Annotated in this window: 14 protein-coding genes; 10 read left to right on the top strand and 4 right to left on the bottom strand. The window is 63.8% G+C overall.

Going from position 1 to position 16,587, the window contains the following annotated elements; all coding sequences use genetic code 11:
- The first annotated feature begins 2 nt into the window (after positions 1-2).
- The 3 genes from ABGM93_RS13195 (at position 3) to xylB (ending at position 4,058) form a co-directional block, all read left to right on the top strand.
- Positions 3-1,013, top strand: a complete 1,011-nt coding sequence (locus ABGM93_RS13195; protein WP_321500124.1) for an ABC transporter ATP-binding protein — start codon at positions 3-5, stop codon at positions 1,011-1,013.
- A gap of 86 nt (positions 1,014-1,099) precedes the next feature.
- A complete protein-coding gene (locus ABGM93_RS13190; protein WP_321500122.1) occupies positions 1,100-2,575 on the top strand; it encodes a mannitol dehydrogenase family protein in 1,476 nt (491 codons plus the stop codon).
- A gap of 37 nt (positions 2,576-2,612) precedes the next feature.
- A complete protein-coding gene (xylB, locus tag ABGM93_RS13185) occupies positions 2,613-4,058 on the top strand; it encodes a xylulokinase (RefSeq protein ID WP_321500120.1) in 1,446 nt (481 codons plus the stop codon).
- Positions 4,059-4,067: 9 nt separating this feature from the next.
- Here the strand turns inward: xylB and ABGM93_RS13180 are convergent, their stop codons facing one another.
- On the bottom strand, positions 4,068-4,556 hold the full coding sequence (locus tag ABGM93_RS13180) for a MarR family transcriptional regulator (protein ID WP_321500118.1): 489 nt from the start codon (positions 4,554-4,556) through the stop codon (positions 4,068-4,070).
- 188 nt (positions 4,557-4,744) lie between these two features.
- Between ABGM93_RS13180 and hmgA the strand changes: the two genes are divergently transcribed.
- A complete protein-coding gene (hmgA, locus tag ABGM93_RS13175; RefSeq protein WP_321505887.1) occupies positions 4,745-6,037 on the top strand; it encodes a homogentisate 1,2-dioxygenase in 1,293 nt (430 codons plus the stop codon).
- 70 nt (positions 6,038-6,107) lie between these two features.
- Here hmgA and ABGM93_RS13170 read toward each other — a convergent pair whose 3' ends face one another.
- Both ABGM93_RS13170 and ABGM93_RS13165 read right to left on the bottom strand, forming a co-directional pair.
- The gene (locus tag ABGM93_RS13170) at positions 6,108-6,563 is read right to left on the bottom strand and encodes a hypothetical protein (RefSeq protein WP_321500116.1); all 456 of its coding nucleotides are present in this window, start codon (positions 6,561-6,563) and stop codon (positions 6,108-6,110) included.
- Between the two features lie 159 nt (positions 6,564-6,722).
- Positions 6,723-7,670, bottom strand: a complete 948-nt coding sequence (locus ABGM93_RS13165) for a tyrosine recombinase XerC (RefSeq protein WP_321334758.1) — start codon at positions 7,668-7,670, stop codon at positions 6,723-6,725.
- A 451-nt stretch (positions 7,671-8,121) separates the two neighbouring features.
- Between ABGM93_RS13165 and ABGM93_RS13160 the strand changes: the two genes are divergently transcribed.
- Positions 8,122-8,670 (top strand): MarR family transcriptional regulator, encoded by a 549-nt coding sequence (locus ABGM93_RS13160; protein ID WP_321500114.1) that lies wholly within the window; start codon positions 8,122-8,124, stop codon positions 8,668-8,670.
- Between the two features lie 131 nt (positions 8,671-8,801).
- On the opposite strand, the gene fsa is transcribed toward ABGM93_RS13160, so the two are convergent.
- Positions 8,802-9,458 (bottom strand): fructose-6-phosphate aldolase, encoded by a 657-nt coding sequence (gene fsa / locus ABGM93_RS13155; protein ID WP_319772350.1) that lies wholly within the window; start codon positions 9,456-9,458, stop codon positions 8,802-8,804.
- Between the two features lie 109 nt (positions 9,459-9,567).
- Between fsa and ABGM93_RS13150 the strand changes: the two genes are divergently transcribed.
- The 5 genes from ABGM93_RS13150 (at position 9,568) to atpD (ending at position 16,522) form a co-directional block, all read left to right on the top strand.
- A complete protein-coding gene (locus ABGM93_RS13150; protein ID WP_321500111.1) occupies positions 9,568-11,799 on the top strand; it encodes a primosomal protein N' in 2,232 nt (743 codons plus the stop codon).
- A gap of 262 nt (positions 11,800-12,061) precedes the next feature.
- Positions 12,062-12,622, top strand: coding sequence for a F0F1 ATP synthase subunit delta (locus tag ABGM93_RS13145; protein ID WP_321500109.1), 561 nt, complete (start codon positions 12,062-12,064; stop codon positions 12,620-12,622).
- Complete coding sequence (atpA, locus tag ABGM93_RS13140; protein ID WP_321500107.1) at positions 12,622-14,154, top strand: F0F1 ATP synthase subunit alpha; 1,533 nt, start codon at positions 12,622-12,624, stop codon at positions 14,152-14,154. Before ABGM93_RS13145 ends, atpA begins: the two co-directional genes overlap by 1 nt.
- A 30-nt stretch (positions 14,155-14,184) precedes the next feature.
- On the top strand, positions 14,185-15,072 hold the full coding sequence (locus ABGM93_RS13135; RefSeq protein ID WP_321500105.1) for a F0F1 ATP synthase subunit gamma: 888 nt from the start codon (positions 14,185-14,187) through the stop codon (positions 15,070-15,072).
- Positions 15,073-15,097: 25 nt separating this feature from the next.
- Positions 15,098-16,522 carry a F0F1 ATP synthase subunit beta gene (atpD, locus tag ABGM93_RS13130; RefSeq protein ID WP_321500103.1) on the top strand — a complete coding sequence of 475 codons (1,425 nt, stop codon included), beginning with the start codon at positions 15,098-15,100 and terminating at the stop codon, positions 16,520-16,522.
- Positions 16,523-16,587: the final 65 nt, after the last annotated feature.

Below are 16,587 nucleotides of genomic sequence, written 5' to 3'. Positions count from 1 at the left end.
AAGTGGGCAAGATCGTTCTCGACCGGGTCACCAAGTCATTCGGCCATGTGGAGGTCATACCGCCGCTGGACCTGCAGATCGATGATGGCGAGTTCGTCGTCTTTGTCGGCCCGTCAGGCTGCGGAAAATCCACCTTGCTGCGCCTGATCGCGGGGCTTGAGGACGTGACCTCGGGCGAAATCCGCATTGATGGCAAGGATGCGACGGAAACCCCGCCCGCCGCGCGCGGGCTCGCCATGGTGTTCCAGTCCTATGCGCTCTATCCGCACATGTCGGTCAGGAAGAACATCGCCTTTCCGCTCAAGATGGCGGGCATGGCGAAGGACCGGATCGACGAGAAGGTGATGAATGCGGCGAAGGTCCTGAATCTCTCCGACTATCTCGACCGGCGTCCGGGCCAGCTGTCCGGTGGCCAGCGCCAGCGAGTCGCCATCGGGCGCGCCATCGTGCGCGAACCGGCGGCCTTTCTGTTCGACGAGCCGCTTTCCAATCTCGATGCGGCGCTGCGCGTGAACATGCGGCTGGAGATTTCCGAGCTGCACAACACGCTCGCCACCACGATGATCTATGTGACCCACGACCAGGTAGAAGCCATGACCATGGCCGACAAGATCGTGGTGCTGAACCAGGGGCGGGTGGAGCAGGTGGGATCGCCGCTCGACCTCTACACCGCGCCACGCAATCTCTTCGTCGCGGGCTTCATCGGGTCGCCGCGCATGAATTTCATCGAAGGCCCGGCGGCCGCGGCCCACAAGGCGAGCACCATCGGCATCCGCCCCGAACACCTCACCGTCTCGCAGGAGAGCGGCCAGTGGGAAGGGCGGGTAAGCGTTGCGGAGCATCTGGGTTCCGACACCTTTCTTCACGTGCAGACGGTGGATCAGGGCACGCTGACGGCGCGCGTGGACGGCGAGTTTCCGGTGCGCCATGGGGCCCGCGTCTGGCTGAGCCCGCAGGAGACCAAACTGCACCGCTTCGACGGGAACGGCCTCGCCATGCGCGAGAACGGGTGACGGTTCGCGTTTTGGGACGCTTCGACCTTGTCCGTCAGCCTACATGCCTCAGGCAAGCCGACCTCGCACGATCAGGACACGCAATCATGACCATCAGGCTTTCCGCCGCCACGCTTCCCTCCCTATCCGAAACGGTCCCCGTGCCGCGCTACACGCGCGGCGATCTCAGCGCAGGCATCCTGCATTTCGGTGTCGGAAACTTCCACCGCGCCCATCAGGCGGTCTATCTCGATGCGCTCTTCTCGACGGGCCGCGATCACGATTGGGCGATTGTCGGCGCGGGCGTGATGGCGGGCGATATCGGCATGCGCGAGGCGCTCGCCTCGCAGGACTGGCTGACCACCGTGGTGGATCAATCCGCCGAGGTCAGCCACGCCCATGTCACCGGCGCGATGATCGACATGCTGCCGATCGCGGACACGAAGGCCATCATCGAAAGGCTGGCGGATCCGGCGATCCGCATCGTCTCGCTGACGGTGACCGAGGGCGGCTATTTCGTCGATGCGCGCGGCCATTTCGATCCCGCCCATCCGGCGATTGCGGCGGATGGCAGGAGCCCGAGCGCGCCGAACACGGTTTTCGGGCTCATCGCCGCCGGACTGCAACGGCGCAAGGCGGCGGGGCTGGAACCCTTCACGGTCATGTCCTGCGACAACATTCCCCATAACGGCGTTGTGGCGCGTGAGGCGGTTTCCGGCGTGGCGGGGCTGTGGGATGCGGAATTCGGCGCCTGGATCGCGCAAAACGTCGCCTTTCCCAATGGCATGGTCGACCGCATCACCCCGGCAACGGGTGAACGCGAGCGCGCGCTCCTGAAACGCGATTTCGGCATCGAGGATGCGTGGCCGGTCTTCTGCGAGGATTTCTGTCAGTGGGTGCTGGAGGACACGTTCCCCGCAGGCCGTCCCGCACTTGAGGCGGTCGGTGTCCAGTTCGTGAGGGATGTGACGCCGTTTGAAATCATGAAGATCCGCATCCTCAATGGTGGCCATGCCGTCATCGCCTATCCGGCGGGTCTGCTCGATATCCATTTCGTCCACGAGGCGATGGCGCATCCGCTGATCGCCGCCTTTCTGGACAAGATCGAGCGCGAGGAGATCATCCCCGTGGTCCCGCCCGTGCCCGAGACGGATCTCAACTGGTATTTCGGCGAGATCAAGCGCCGCTTCGCCAACCCCAAGATCGGCGACACGGTGCGGCGTCTCTGTCTCGACGGGTCCAACCGGCAGCCGAAATTCATCGTCACGACGATTGCCGATCGGCTGAAAGCGGGCGCGGACGTGACCGGTCTTGCGCTGGAATCAGCGCTTTGGTGCCGCTATTGCGCAGGCACCACGGAAAGCGGCAAGGTGATCGAGCCCAACGACCCGAACTGGGACCGGCTCGTGCCGATTGCGCTGAAGGCGCAGGACGAGCCCGGCGTCTGGCTGGAGCAGGACGCGGTCTATGGCGAGGTGGCGAGAAGCGAGGCTTTCCGTGCCCGCTTCGCCCATGCGCTGAAGGCGCTTTGGGCCGACGGCACGGAAGCTGTCCTGACACGCTATCTGGCGGGCACGCTCTAGGTTCAGGCGCGTTTGGCTCAAGACAGGAACACGGCCCATGTATCTCGGCATCGATCTCGGCACCTCCGGCGTCAAGGCGCTGCTGATCGATGGCGCGGGCGAGGTGGTGGGCACAGCCACGGCGCCGCTCACCCTTTCAAGGCCGCATCCCGGCTGGTCGGAACAGGATCCTGCCGACTGGGTGGTTGCGGCCTATGCCGCGCTCGATGCCCTGAAACAGGATCATGCACGAGACCTCGCCACGGTGAAGGGCATCGGTCTTTCCGGCCAGATGCACGGCGCGACGCTGATCGACGAGGCTGACGAGCCGTTGCGCCCGGCGATCCTGTGGAATGACACCCGCGCGCATGCGGAAGCGGCAAGGCTTGATGCCGATCCGCGCTTTCGAGAGATATCCGGCAATATCGTCTTTCCCGGTTTCACCGCGCCGAAGCTCCTGTGGGTGCGGGCCAGCGAGCGCGAGATTTTCGACCACACCGTGAAAGTTCTGCTGCCCAAGGACTATCTCCGTCTCTGGCTGACGGGCGAGCATGTGTCTGACATGTCGGATGCCTCGGGAACGAGCTGGTTTGATGTGGGCGCGCGGGGCTGGTCGCCCGATCTGCTGGACGCGTGCCATATGCGGCTCGACCAGATGCCGGCCCTGGTGGAGGGGAACGCGGTCTCGGGCGAGCTACGCGCCGAGCTGGCCGCGCGCTGGGGCATGACGGGACCTGTCGTGGTGGCGGGCGGTGGCGGCGACAACGCGGCCTCCGCCATCGGAACGGGCACGATCTCCGCAGGCGCGGCCTTCGTTTCGCTCGGCACCTCCGGTGTGCTCTTTGCGGCGAATGAGAGCTATCTTCCGAACCCGGAAAGCGCGGTTCACACCTTCTGTCACGCCTTGCCGGATCGCTGGCATCAGATGGGGGTGATCCTGTCTGCGGCCTCCGCGCTGACCTGGTACGCCACCATCGCCGAGAGCACACCCGCGGCCCTCATGGAGGAACTGGGCGATTCCCTGGAGCCTCCCGGCCCGGTGACCTTCCTGCCCTATCTTTCCGGAGAGCGCACGCCGCACAACGACGCCGATATCCGCGCCGCCTTTATCGGGCTTTCCCATGAGACGGATCGGGCCAGCCTGACGCGCGCGGTCATTGACGGCGTGGCCTTCGCGCTGCGCGATTGTCAGGAGGCGCTGGGGGCGGCGGGAACCGCGCTTTCTTCCGTCATGGCCGTTGGCGGCGGTTCGCGCGCGCACCTGTGGCTTGAGGCCATCGCCACGGCCCTCGGCCTGCCGGTGGAGGTCCCGGGGCAGGGGGAGACGGGGGCTGCGCTCGGGGCGGCCCGTCTGGGACTTCTGGCGGCAACGGGCGCGGACCCTGTCGAGATCTGCCGTCCGCCAAAGGTTGAGCGGGTCGTGGAGCCGGTCGCCAATCTGCGCGCCGCCTACGAGGATGCCTATGGTCGCTATGGTGCGCTCTACCGGGCGCTCAAGGGCTGAGCCTGGTTCTCAAAACCCTGCAAGCCGGCCCAGGCAGCGGCGCAGCACGGCCTGCTCCTGCGTCGTGAACTGCCCCATCAGGTCCGCATCATGGGCCTGCGCATGGGCAGACAGATCGGCATAGGCGCGCCGTCCGGCGGCCGACAGCTCCAGCCGTTCCAGACGGCGGTCGTTTTCAAGCTGCGTGCGGGTGAGAAAGCGCCGCGCCTCAAGGGCGGAGACCGCGCGGGAGATCTTGGTCTTGTGCATGCGGGTGCGCATGCCGATGGCCTTGGCCGTCATCGGCCCATAGCGGCCCAGATGGAACAGAACCCGCCATTCCGTGCGCAGCATTCCATACCGCGCCTTGTAAATGCGCTGGAAGGAAAGCCCCGCCTGTTCCGCGGCCTGATTGAGCAGGTAGGGCAGAAAATCCTTCAGATCGAAATCCGTCGCCTCGTCCGCGCGATCCTCGTCGAGTTCGCGAAGGGATGCGCGACGCGCCGTGCGTGGCTGCATGGAGGGTCCCGTCTTGTTAGTTACATTTACAACCAATACATCATCACGTAACGGAAATTGCAGGTGTTGCCAAGCACGCCGATCGTATGAATGCGGATGGAACGAGCCCGAGGGGAAAGGTCATGAACGAGCTTTTGACGGCAGCCACGGCCAAGGCGCAGCAAGGCGCGACGACCAAGGCGTCCTACATGCCGGGCTTCGGCAATGATTTCGAGACCGAGGCTCTGCCCGGCGCCCTGCCGCAGGGCCAGAACAGCCCGCAGAAATGCAATTACGGGCTATATGCCGAACAGCTTTCCGGCACCGCCTTCACCGCGCCGCGCGGGCAGAACGAGCGCACATGGTGCTATCGCATCCGTCCGTCCGTGAAGCATACGGGGCGGTTCATGAAGCGCGACGTGCCCTACTGGAAAAGCGCGCCCAATGTCGATCCGGACATCATCAGTCTGGGCCAGTATCGCTGGGATCCGGTGCCGATCACCGATGAGGCCACCACCTGGATCACCGGCATGCGCACCATGACGACGGCCGGTGACGTCAACACGCAGGTCGGCATGGCCGCCCACATCTATCTCGTCACCCGCTCCATGGAGGACGAGTATTTCTTTTCCGCCGATTCAGAACTGCTCGTCGTGCCCCAGCAGGGCCGCCTGCGCTTTGCCACCGAACTCGGCGTGATCGATCTCGCCCCGCAGGAAATCGCCATCCTGCCGCGCGGGCTGGTCTACCGGGTGGAGGTGCTGGAAGGCCCCGCGCGCGGGTTCGTCTGCGAGAATTACGGCCAGAAATTCGATCTGCCGGGCCGTGGCCCCATCGGGGCCAACTGCATGGCCAACCCGCGTGACTTCAAGACGCCTGTCGCCGCGTTCGAGGACCGCGAGGTGCCGTCGCGCGTGGTGGTGAAATGGTGCGGGGCCTTTCATGAAACCGAGATCCCGCACTCGCCGCTCGATGTGGTCGCCTGGCATGGCAACTACGCGCCCTGCAAATACGATCTCACGACCTACTCGCCCGTCGGCGCGATCCTCTTCGATCACCCCGACCCCTCCATCTTCACGGTGCTGACCGCCCCATCCGGCGTGCCGGGCACGGCCAATATCGATTTCGTGCTGTTCAGGGAACGCTGGATGGTGGCCGAACATTCCTTCCGCCCGCCCTGGTATCACAAGAACATCATGAGCGAGCTGATGGGCAACATCTACGGCGTCTATGACGCCAAGCCGCACGGCTTCGTGCCGGGCGGCATGTCGCTCCACAACATGATGCTGCCGCACGGGCCGGACCGCGACGCCTTCGAAGGCGCGTCCAACGGGGACCTGAAGCCGATGAAGCTCGACCACACAATGAGCTTCATGTTCGAGACGCGCTTTCCCCAGCACCTCACGGCTTTCGCCGCCAACGAAGCGCCACTTCAGGACAATTACATCGAGTGCTGGGACAGTCTGGAAAAGAAATTCGACGGCACACCCGGCGAAAAGTGATCGCCGGGCCGGATCTTTCAGAAGAGCCAGATCGCTTGGAAAGTCTGGCCGATTTGGCTTTGCGGGCCGCTCAGTCCTCGCGTCTCAGACGGAAGCTGGCATTCTCGTCCTGCCTGCGGGCGTTGTGATAATCGTTGCTGACATAGATGATGGCGTTGTCGCCAGCCACCTGCATCTCGACGACCCGATGGGCGGAAAAGGTGGAGAAGTAAGCAACGAAGCGGCTCCCTTCCACACGGCCTCTCGTCCAGCCCCACGTGCAGTCGCGCGGGGAGCATTTCGTCTTGACCCGGACACGGTGGAGAAGCTGGCCGTCTTCGCAATGCGACTGGATCTCCACCCGACTGACATCGCCGGGGCGCGCCTTGCGATTGACCCAGTTGCCGGTGGCTTCGATGAAACACGCGATGGTTTCCGCCCGTGCCGCGACCGGCAACAGGCTCTGGCTGACAGCCAACATGCCGATGCCTGCCATCACGCAGGCCATGAGCACATGAACCGACCGCGTTACCGGAGTCCCTTTCATGGTGTCCTCCTTCGTGGCGCGTCGCCAGGATGGCAACGATTCACATTAGGATAAACTGTCGAGGTTTACGCAAACGTTACGATTGGGAATGAGCGCCATTCTGGCTGTCCCGATGCGGTTCCGTGCCTCCTGTTCCGGCTTGGCGCGCCATTTTTAGCCTCAAGCGCGCGGGTGCGCCTTGCGATAGGTCGTGAGCAGTCGCTCCATGTCGACACCGGTATAGACCTGTGTCGTCGACAGGCTGGCATGGCCCAAGAGTTCCTGGATCGTTCTAAGGTCTCCGCCCCCCGCCAGCAGATGCGTGGCGAAGGAATGGCGCAGCGCATGCGGTGTCGCGGTATCCGGCAAGCCGAGCGCGCCGCGCAGGCGCTGCATGGCGAGCTGGATGATGCGTGCCTTCAACGGCCCCCCGCGCGCACCGCGAAACAGTGCCATCTCTTCGTCGATGACAAAGGGACACAGCGCCAGATAGTCCGCGATGGCTTCGCCGACGACCGGCAGAACCGGCACGACCCGTTCCTTGCCGCCCTTGCCCATGATGCGCATGGCGCGGGTCTCAGCCGTCGGCGCCTCGCCCCGTGTCAGGCCCAACGCCTCCGAAATGCGAAGTCCACACCCATAAAGCAACGTGAGGACGGCGGCGTCGCGGGCCGCGATCCAGGGCTCCTGCGAAACGGACTCTTCCGCATCAACCACGCGGGCCGCATCCACTGTGGTCAGTGGCTTGGGCAGGGTGCGCGGTTGGCGCGGCGCGCGCACCGCCCTCACGGCCGCGGCATTGGCAAGCCCTTTCCGTTCCAGATAGCCCAGAAAGGAACGCAGGCCCGCAAGTCCGCGCGCCAGGGTGCGTGTGCCCGCGCCCTCACGCCGCCTGCGTGCAAAGAAGGCGCGGATATCGGCCGGGCTCAATGCGCTGATGGCCTCCGGCCCTGGCGCACCGCCCAGATGCAGCGTCAGGAAAGAGAGAAACTGGCTGACATCGCGTTCATAGGCGGTCAGCGTCTTGTCGGCGAGCCGCCGCTCCCCGCCCAGATGATCGAGCCAGTCCGTCACCAGCCGCATCAGCGCCGGTTCGGCGATCACAAGAGGGGCATCGGTCTGGCTCATGGGCGAAAGCTCTGGAAAGCGGCGAGGTCAGGACGACTCACATCTGCAGGAAGGCTCGCAAAGCCGGGGCGGCTGTGCAAGCGGTGAACACGCAAGACACCCGATCTCGCAATATTTCCGGAGGGATCGGAAGAGGATCTTGCCGTGTTGGTCGAGGCGACTTTTCGGGGATCTTGCGGCAACCATTGGCTTTTATACAGATGGTCATGTCAGCGGGGGCAAACCGGCGAGATCGACAGGGTGTCGCATAGTATTCGTCGGGTCCAGTATCTAGGCTTTCATCGACACCCTTGTGGCAAGTGGTCGGACGGACAGGCTTGCATGGGGACGCATCGGTTCAGGACGGACCGTCTGTCGGCGGAAATGCGTTAGTTGCGCTCTTCATTTTGACAGAGATCACCTCACGGTTCGCCGCGGCGACGTAACTGGTTCGGCAAAAAGGGTATGAAATATGACTGACCAGATCGTCCCCGAGCCCGAACCTGGCCGCAGCTCTCGCGAGGCGGGCTATTGTGAAGCGATTGTCAGGATCGAGCCGGAGATTGCCTTTCTGGTGCGCATGCTTGATGTCGTCTACCGCCGCCGCGGCTATCCCATGCAGCGGGCCCACTACCTGCTCATGTTGCGGCTTCTGGAAGGCCCGCGCACCAGCGGCGAGCTTGCGATGGAACTGGTGCTCGACCATTCCACCGTCACCCGCCAGATTTCGGCCGTGGAGAAATGCGGCTTTGTCAGGCGGCGTGTGAACCCCGATGACGGCCGCAGCGCGCTTTTCGAGGCGACGGACCTCGGTGTCGCCCAATGCGCCCTCATGCGCCGCCTGCGGCTTGAACGGCTCACCATCATGCTTGGTGACTGGGAGCCGGAAGAGCGTCGTCGTTTTGCCGATTACGTCTCCCGTTTGAACAAGGCACTGCTGGCGATGGACAATGCCGGTGCATTCAGCATGGAAAACTATGGCGAACCGTGCGGGCAGTATAGCGACCCTTGCGGGTACTAATGGGCCCCAAAAGAAAAGGCCGGCCGGCCCTTGAGGACCGACCGGCCTGTTTCACGATCCATGGCAGCAAGAGCGCCGATGTGTCAGCGCGCTGCATCTTGCCGAAAACCGGATGCCTGGAGACTGGGTGGCTAGAGAATGGTGTCGCCGGTCTTCGCCCAGTCGGCGAGGAACTGCTCAAGCCCCTTGTCAGTCAGCATGTGCTTGGCCAGTCCCTTGAGAACGGCAGGCGGGATGGTGGCGACATCGGCGCCAATGAGGGCAGCCTGCTTCACGTGATCGGCGCTGCGGATGGAGGCGGCGAGAATCTCGGTGTCGAGATTTTCGTAATTGTCGTAGATGGCGCGGATCTCGCGGATCAGTTCCATGCCGTCGACGCCCAGGTCGTCGAGACGGCCGATGAAGGGCGAGACGAAGGTTGCCCCGGCCTTGGCGGCCAGCAGAGCCTGATTGGCGGAGAAGCACAGCGTGACATTGACCATGTGGCCTTCGCCGGTCAGCACCCGGCAGGCCTTCAGGCCGTCGAGCGTCAGCGGCAGCTTGATCGCGACATTGTCGGCAATCTTGGCCAGCAGGCGGCCTTCCTCGATCATCTTGTCGGCTTCGGTGGCCGTCACCTCGGCGGAGACCGGGCCGTCCACCATTTCACAGATTTCCGCGATCACTTCCTTGAAGGGGCGACCGGCCTTCATGATAAGGGAGGGGTTGGTGGTCACGCCGTCAAGCAGGCCGATCTCGGCAAGTTCGCGGATTTCAGCAACATCGGCTGTGTCGACAAAGAATTTCATGGGTGCGCGGGCTCCTGTTAGGCTAACGGGATATGGACCGGATCCTGTTGGCGGTCCTTGGCGGCCCACCTGGCGGTCATTCGCGCTTCATTTAACGTAGTCGGATGCAATGCGCATCCCGAATCGGCCATTCCCAGAGCCCGGACCGTTGAAAACAGTGCTTTTCGAACCAGACCGTATCGTTCCCGTCCTTGTTCCCGTCGCCGTGGAGGGCCCCTGGTCCTACCGCGTACCCGACGGCATGGACGTGCGTCCGGGCACGGTGGTGGAAGTGCCGGTCGGGCCGCGCAAGCTCATCGGCGCGGTGTGGGACGGCGAGCCGGATACCGAAATCGATCCCAAGCGCCTGCGCAACATTCACCGCACCTTCGATGTGCCGCCGATATCGGATGACATGCGCCGCTTCGTCGACTGGGTCGCGAACTGGACGCTCGCCGCCCCCGGCATGGTTCTGCGCATGGTGTTGAGGGTGCGCGATGCGTTGGAGCCGGAAGCGCCGGTGCGTGGCGTGGCGCGCACGGGCGCGCCGCCCGCCCGCATGACGCCTGCGCGGCAAAAGGTTCTGGCGGCGCTGGAGCGCGTGCCGCTGGGCTGGACCAAGCCGTCACTGGCGGAGGAAGCGGGGGTCAGCACCGGCGTGATCGATGGCCTGGTGGAGGCGGGCACGCTGGCTGTCGTCGATCTGCCGCGCCCGCCGCGCCCGCGTCTCGACGTGGAGCGCCCCGGCCCCGATTTCACCGCCGCGCAGGCCGAGGCCGCGCGTGAATTGCGCAAGGCGGCGGAAGGCGGGTATTCGGTCACCCTCATTGACGGCGTGACCGGCTCCGGCAAGACGGAAGTCTATTTCGAGGCGGTGGCGGAGGTGTTGCGGCGCGGGCACCAGGCGCTGGTCTTGCTGCCGGAAATCGCGCTCACCAACCAGTTTCTCGACCGCTTCGAGGCCCGCTTTGGCGGACGTCCGGTGGAATGGCATTCCGAACTCACCCCGCGCATGCGGGCCCGCACATGGCGCGATGTGGCGTCCGGCGAGGCCCGTGTGGTGGTCGGCGCACGTTCCGCACTCTTCCTTCCCTTTCGCGATCTTGGCCTGATCGTGGTCGACGAGGAACATGATTCGGCCTTCAAGCAGGACGACCGCGTCCCCTATTCGGCGCGCGACATGTCCGTGGTGCGCGGCAATATCGCGGGCTTCCCCGTTCTTCTGTCCTCAGCCACCCCCTCGGTGGAAAGCCGGGTCAATGCGGAAGCCGGACGCTATCGCCGGGTTGTGCTGGAGGAACGCGCGACGGGCGCGGAAATGCCGGTTCTCACCGCCATCGACATGCGCAATGAGGGACCGGAACGCGGAAAATGGCTGGCTCCCAAGCTCGTTTCCGCCATTCGCGATGCGCTGGTCGACAAGGCGCAAAGCCTGCTGTTTCTCAACCGCCGCGGCTATGCGCCGCTCACGCTGTGTCGCCATTGCGGCCACAGGTTCCAGTGCCCGGACTGTTCCGCCTGGCTGGTGGAGCACCGTTTCCGTGGCCGCCTCGTCTGCCATCATTGCGGACATCAGGAGAGAAAGCCCGAGGCGTGCCCTTCCTGTGGCACGGCCGATTCGCTGGTCGCCTGCGGGCCCGGTGTCGAGCGTATCGCGGAGGAAATCGGCGAGATTTTTCCCGAAGCGCGCAGGCTGATCCTGTCTTCCGACAGTTTTTCCTCCGCCGAGACCATGCGCCGCGAACTGAAGCTGGTGGAAGACGGCGAGGTCGACATCGTTGTTGGCACCCAGCTTGTCGCCAAGGGGCACAACTTCCCGTTGATGCGGCTCGTCGGTGTGGTCGATGCGGATCTCGGGCTTGCCAATGGCGATCCGCGCGCAGCCGAGAAAACCTTCCAGCTTCTGGCTCAGGTCACGGGCCGCGCGGGCCGTATCGGTGGGGGCGGTCGCGGCTTCCTGCAGACATATGCGCCGGAGAACCCGGTGCTCCAGGCGTTGCTGTCGGGCGGGCAGGACCGGTTCTATCGCGAGGAAATCGAAGCGCGCAGAAACGCCGGACTTCCGCCCTTTGGCAGGCTTGCCGCGATCATTGTCTCCTCGCCGCACAGGAGCGATGCGGAAGGCTATGCCCGCGCGCTCGTGCGCGCCGCGCCGCTGCAATCCGCACCGATGGTGAATGTGCTCGGGCCGGCGGACGCGCCTCTGGCGCTGGTGCGCGGACGCCACCGTCAGCGGATTCTGGTGCGCGCACCGCGCGGCTTCGACCTGCAATCCTGGCTGCGCGCGTGGCTGAGCGCCGCGCCGCGTGCCACGGGTTCCTTGCGCGTCCAGGTTGACGTCGATCCTCAGAGCTTTCTGTAACGCGTGCTGCGATCCGTCAGGATCCGCGCGGCGCGCGGACACATTTATACGTCTTTGGTCGTGAATCCGCCCGGAACCGGCCTTTGCAACCCACTCGTAATGTTGCGCACCCGGCATCACTATGCTAGGTGAAGCCCGACTTTGACGTTGTCGGTTTCATCTGGATCGGCACTGTCAAAATTAACCCATTAAAATCAGGTTCTTATCCAAGGGGATTTGGCTTGGATAAGCACTTGACGCGCGTCAGCAGAGCACGGACACGGTGACAGACAACCAATCACACGTCTCAGGTGTTGCAAGGCGGTACGCATCTGCCCTTTTTGATCTGGCCAAGGATCAGAAGGCGGTGGAGGCGACGGAAGCCGAGATTGTTGCCCTGGAAACGCTTCTAAGCGACAGCGAAGACCTGATGCGGTTGGTGAAGAGCCCCGCATTTTCCGCCGAGGAGCAAATCCGCGCCATGGGCGCGGTTCTGGAGAAGGCGAAGATTGGGGGGCTGACCGCCAATTTCGTCAAGCTGGTGGCGCATAATCGTCGCCTCTTCGCCCTCCCGGACATGCTTCGCGGCTTTCATGAGCTTGCAGCCGCCGCGCGGGGCGAGGTGACGGCCGATGTCGTCTCCGCCGCCGAGCTTGGCGATGCCAGCGTCGATGCCCTCAAGGCCGCTTTGAAGAAGGCCATGGGCAAGGACGTCAAGATCAATGCAACCGTCGATCCTGCGCTGATCGGCGGACTTATCGTCAAGGTCGGTAGCCGGATGATCGATACGTCCCTGCGGACCCGCTTGAATTCTCTCAAAATCGCGATGAAAGAGGTCGGCTGATGGATATTCGGGCCGCGGAAATCTCCGCCATCCTCAAGGACCAGATCAAGAATTTCGGTCAGGAAGCCGAAGTCTCCGAGGTCGGCCAGGTGCTGTCCGTCGGTGACGGCATTGCCCGAGTCTACGGTCTGGACAACGTGCAGGCCGGCGAGATGGTCGAATTCCCGGGTGGTATCCGGGGAATGGCACTGAACCTTGAGACGGACAATGTGGGTGTCGTTATTTTCGGCGATGACCGCTCGATCAAGGAAGGCGACACGGTCAAGCGGACCGGCGCCATCGTGGACGTGCCGGTCGGCAAGGGCCTTCTCGGCCGCGTCGTCGATGGTCTCGGCAACCCGATCGACGGCAAGGGCCCGATCGAGGCGACCGAGCGCCGCCGCGTCGACGTCAAGGCGCCGGGCATTCTGCCGCGCAAGTCGGTGCATGAGCCGATGTCGACGGGCCTGAAGGCCGTCGATGCGCTCATCCCGGTCGGCCGTGGCCAGCGTGAGCTGATCATCGGTGACCGTCAGACCGGCAAGACCGCCATCCTTCTGGATACCTTCCTCAACCAGAAGCCTCTGAACCAGTCCGATGACGAGCAGACCAAGCTGTACTGCATCTATGTTGCGGTCGGCCAGAAGCGCTCCACCGTCGCGCAGTTCGTGAAGGTGCTGGAAGACCAGGGTGCCCTGGAATATTCGATCGTCATCGCGGCCACCGCGTCCGATCCCGCCCCGATGCAGTACCTGGCTCCGTTTGCCGGCTGCGCCATGGGCGAGTTCTTCCGCGACAACGGCATGCATGCCGTGATCGGATACGACGATCTTTCCAAGCAGGCCGTGGCCTATCGCCAGATGTCCCTGCTGCTCCGTCGTCCGCCGGGACGTGAAGCTTTCCCGGGCGACGTCTTTTACCTGCACTCCCGTCTTCTGGAGCGCTCCGCCAAGCTCAACGAGGATCACGGTTCGGGTTCGCTGACCGCGCTTCCGATCATCGAGACGCAGGCCAACGACGTGTCGGCCTACATCCCGACGAACGTGATCTCGATCACCGACGGCCAGATCTTCCTTGAGACGGATCTGTTCTTCCAGGGTATCCGCCCGGCGGTGAACGTTGGTCTGTCGGTTTCGCGCGTGGGCTCTGCGGCTCAGATCAAGGCGATGAAACAGGTTGCCGGCCCGATCAAGGGCGAGCTTGCGCAGTACCGCGAAATGGCGGCCTTTGCGCAGTTCGGTTCCGACCTCGACGCCACGACCCAGCGCCTGCTGAACCGCGGTGCACGTCTGACCGAGCTGCTGAAGCAGCCGCAGTTCTCGCCGCTCAAGACCGAAGAGCAGGTCGCGGTGATCTACGCGGGTGTGAACGGCTATCTCGACAAGATCGACGTCAGCCAGGTTGGTGCATTCGAGCAGGGGCTTCTCACGTACCTGCGCGCCGATCAGAAGGCGCTCCTGGATGAAATCTGGGAGAAGAAGGCGCTGAACGACGAGCTGACCGCCAAGCTGAAGGCAGCCATCGACCACTTCGCGAAGAACTTCGCAGCATAGTAACCGCACGGACCGGGAGCAGGAACGCCTATGGCGTCACTCAAGGACCTCAGAAACCGTATCGCCTCCGTCAAGGCGACGCAGAAGATCACCAAGGCCATGCAGATGGTGGCCGCGGCGAAGCTGCGTCGTGCCCAGGAGGCGGCGGAAGCCGCGCGGCCCTATGCAGAGCGCATGGACGCCGTGCTTGCCAATCTGGCCGCCGCATTCAGCGGCAGTCAGGATGCGCCGAAGCTGATGACCGGCTCGGGCAAGGACGACGTTCATCTCCTGGTGGTCGCCACGGCGGACCGCGGACTTTGCGGCGGCTTCAACAACTCGATTGTGAAGCTCGCCAAGGAGCACGTGCTGCGCCTTCAGGCCAAGGGCAAGAAGGTCAAGATCCTCTGCGTCGGCAAGAAGGGATTTGACATCCTGCGTCGCGACTACGGGGAACTGGTGATCGACACGATCGAGTTGCGCGACGTCAAGAATATCGGGTTCAACCACGCGGCCGAAATCGGCGAACGTCTGATGAAGATGTTCGAAGATGGCGAGATCGACGTCTGCACCCTGTTCTATGCCGAGTTCCAGTCGGTGATCGCACAGATCCCGACCGCCCAGCAGATCATTCCGGTCTCCGTGCCGGAAGAGAGCGAAGCGGATCAGGGCGGTGTGAGCGCCGAGCTCTACGAGTACGAACCGGGTGAAGCGGAGCTTCTTGAGGCGCTTCTTCCGCGCAACGTTTCCGTGCAGGTCTTCCGGGCTCTGCTGGAAAACGCTGCCTCCGAACAAGGCGCGCGCATGTCCGCCATGGACAATGCGACGCGCAATGCCGGTGAAATGATCGACAAGCTGACGCTCAAGTACAACCGCCAGCGTCAGGCCCAGATCACCACCGAGCTGATTGAAATCATTGCGGGCGCGGAAGCGCTCTGACCGGATTTGAGACGAGGAACTCGTGATGGCTGACAAAAAGGTCGGAAAAGTCACCCAGGTCATCGGCGCCGTCGTCGATGTCCGATTCGACGACCAGCTGCCGGAAATCCTGAACGCCCTGGAAACGGATAACCAGGGCGTGCGACTGGTGCTCGAAGTTGCCCAGCATCTTGGTGAGAACACCGTGCGCACGATCGCCATGGACTCCACCGAGGGCCTGGTGCGTGGCCAGGAAGTCACCGACACCGGCGGGTCGATCGCGATCCCGGTTGGCGACGGAACGCTTGGCCGCATCATGAACGTCATCGGCGAGCCGGTGGACGAGGCAGGCGAAATCAAGGCCGATACCAAGCGCGGTATTCACCAGCCGGCTCCGGAATACGTGGAACAGTCCACCGAAGCCGAGATCCTGGTCACCGGCATCAAGGTCGTGGACCTGCTGGCGCCTTACGCCAAGGGCGGCAAGATCGGCCTGTTCGGCGGCGCCGGCGTGGGCAAGACCGTTCTGATCATGGAACTGATCAACAACGTCGCCAAGGCGCACGGCGGTTATTCGGTGTTCGCCGGTGTTGGCGAGCGGACCCGTGAAGGCAACGACCTTTACTGGGAAATGATCGAGTCCGGCGTGAACAAGGAAGGCGGCGGGGAAGGCTCCAAGGCCGCTCTCGTCTACGGCCAGATGAACGAGCCCCCGGGAGCGCGCGCCCGCGTTGCCCTGTCGGGTCTGACGGTGGCCGAACACTTCCGCGATCAGGGGCAGGACGTGTTGTTCTTCGTGGACAACATCTTCCGCTTCACCCAGGCCGGTTCCGAAGTGTCGGCGCTTCTGGGTCGTATCCCTTCGGCGGTGGGCTATCAGCCGACGCTGGCCACCGACATGGGCGCGATGCAGGAACGCATCACCACCACCAACAAGGGGTCGATCACCTCCGTGCAGGCCGTCTACGTGCCCGCCGATGACTTGACCGACCCGGCTCCGGCCTCCACCTTCGCCCACTTGGACGCGACGACGGTTCTCAACCGCGCCATCGCCGAAAAGGGCATCTACCCGGCCGTGGACCCGCTGGACTCCACCTCGCGCATGCTCGACCCGCGCATCATCGGCGACGACCACTACGCGGTCGCCCGTCAGGTGCAGGAGATCCTCCAGCGCTACAAGGCGCTGCAGGACATCATCGCGATCCTGGGCATGGACGAACTGTCGGAAGACGACAAGCTGACGGTTGCCCGCGCCCGCAAGATCGAGCGCTTCCTGTCGCAGCCCTTCTTCGTGGCCGAGGTCTTCACCGGTTCGCCGGGCAAGCTCGTCGCGCTCGAAGACACCATCAAGGGCTTCAAGGGCCTTTGCGCCGGTGACTACGACCACCTTCCCGAGGCCGCCTTCTATATGGTCGGCTCCATCGAGGAAGCGATGGAAAAGGCGCAGAAGCTGGCCGCCGAGGCTGCCTGATCATCTGATCGGCACCGATTTGAGCGCCGGAGCGGCTTCACGCTCCGGCGGAATTTCAGGAACGA

The sequence above is a fragment of the Breoghania sp. genome, assembly GCF_963674635.1.
GTDB lineage: Bacteria > Pseudomonadota > Alphaproteobacteria > Rhizobiales > Stappiaceae > Breoghania.
This window is presented reverse-complemented; position numbering and strand designations above follow the sequence as displayed.

Bases quoted from the DNA above. Each gene is read 5' to 3' on its own strand.
- atpD (WP_321500103.1), top strand. From the start codon at position 15,098: ATGGCTGACAAAAAGGTCGGAAAAGTCACCCAGGTCATCGGCGCCGTC.
- ABGM93_RS13135 (WP_321500105.1), top strand. From the start codon at position 14,185: ATGGCGTCACTCAAGGACCTCAGAAACCGTATCGCCTCCGTCAAGGCG.
- ABGM93_RS13180 (WP_321500118.1), bottom strand. From the start codon at position 4,556: ATGCAGCCACGCACGGCGCGTCGCGCATCCCTTCGCGAACTCGACGAG.
- ABGM93_RS13150 (WP_321500111.1), top strand. From the start codon at position 9,568: ATGCGCATCCCGAATCGGCCATTCCCAGAGCCCGGACCGTTGAAAACA.
- ABGM93_RS13170 (WP_321500116.1), bottom strand. From the start codon at position 6,563: ATGAAAGGGACTCCGGTAACGCGGTCGGTTCATGTGCTCATGGCCTGC.
- ABGM93_RS13165 (WP_321334758.1), bottom strand. From the start codon at position 7,670: ATGAGCCAGACCGATGCCCCTCTTGTGATCGCCGAACCGGCGCTGATG.
- hmgA (WP_321505887.1), top strand. From the start codon at position 4,745: ATGCCGGGCTTCGGCAATGATTTCGAGACCGAGGCTCTGCCCGGCGCC.
- ABGM93_RS13160 (WP_321500114.1), top strand. From the start codon at position 8,122: ATGACTGACCAGATCGTCCCCGAGCCCGAACCTGGCCGCAGCTCTCGC.
- atpA (WP_321500107.1), top strand. From the start codon at position 12,622: ATGGATATTCGGGCCGCGGAAATCTCCGCCATCCTCAAGGACCAGATC.
- xylB (WP_321500120.1), top strand. From the start codon at position 2,613: ATGTATCTCGGCATCGATCTCGGCACCTCCGGCGTCAAGGCGCTGCTG.
- ABGM93_RS13190 (WP_321500122.1), top strand. From the start codon at position 1,100: ATGACCATCAGGCTTTCCGCCGCCACGCTTCCCTCCCTATCCGAAACG.
- fsa (WP_319772350.1), bottom strand. From the start codon at position 9,458: ATGAAATTCTTTGTCGACACAGCCGATGTTGCTGAAATCCGCGAACTT.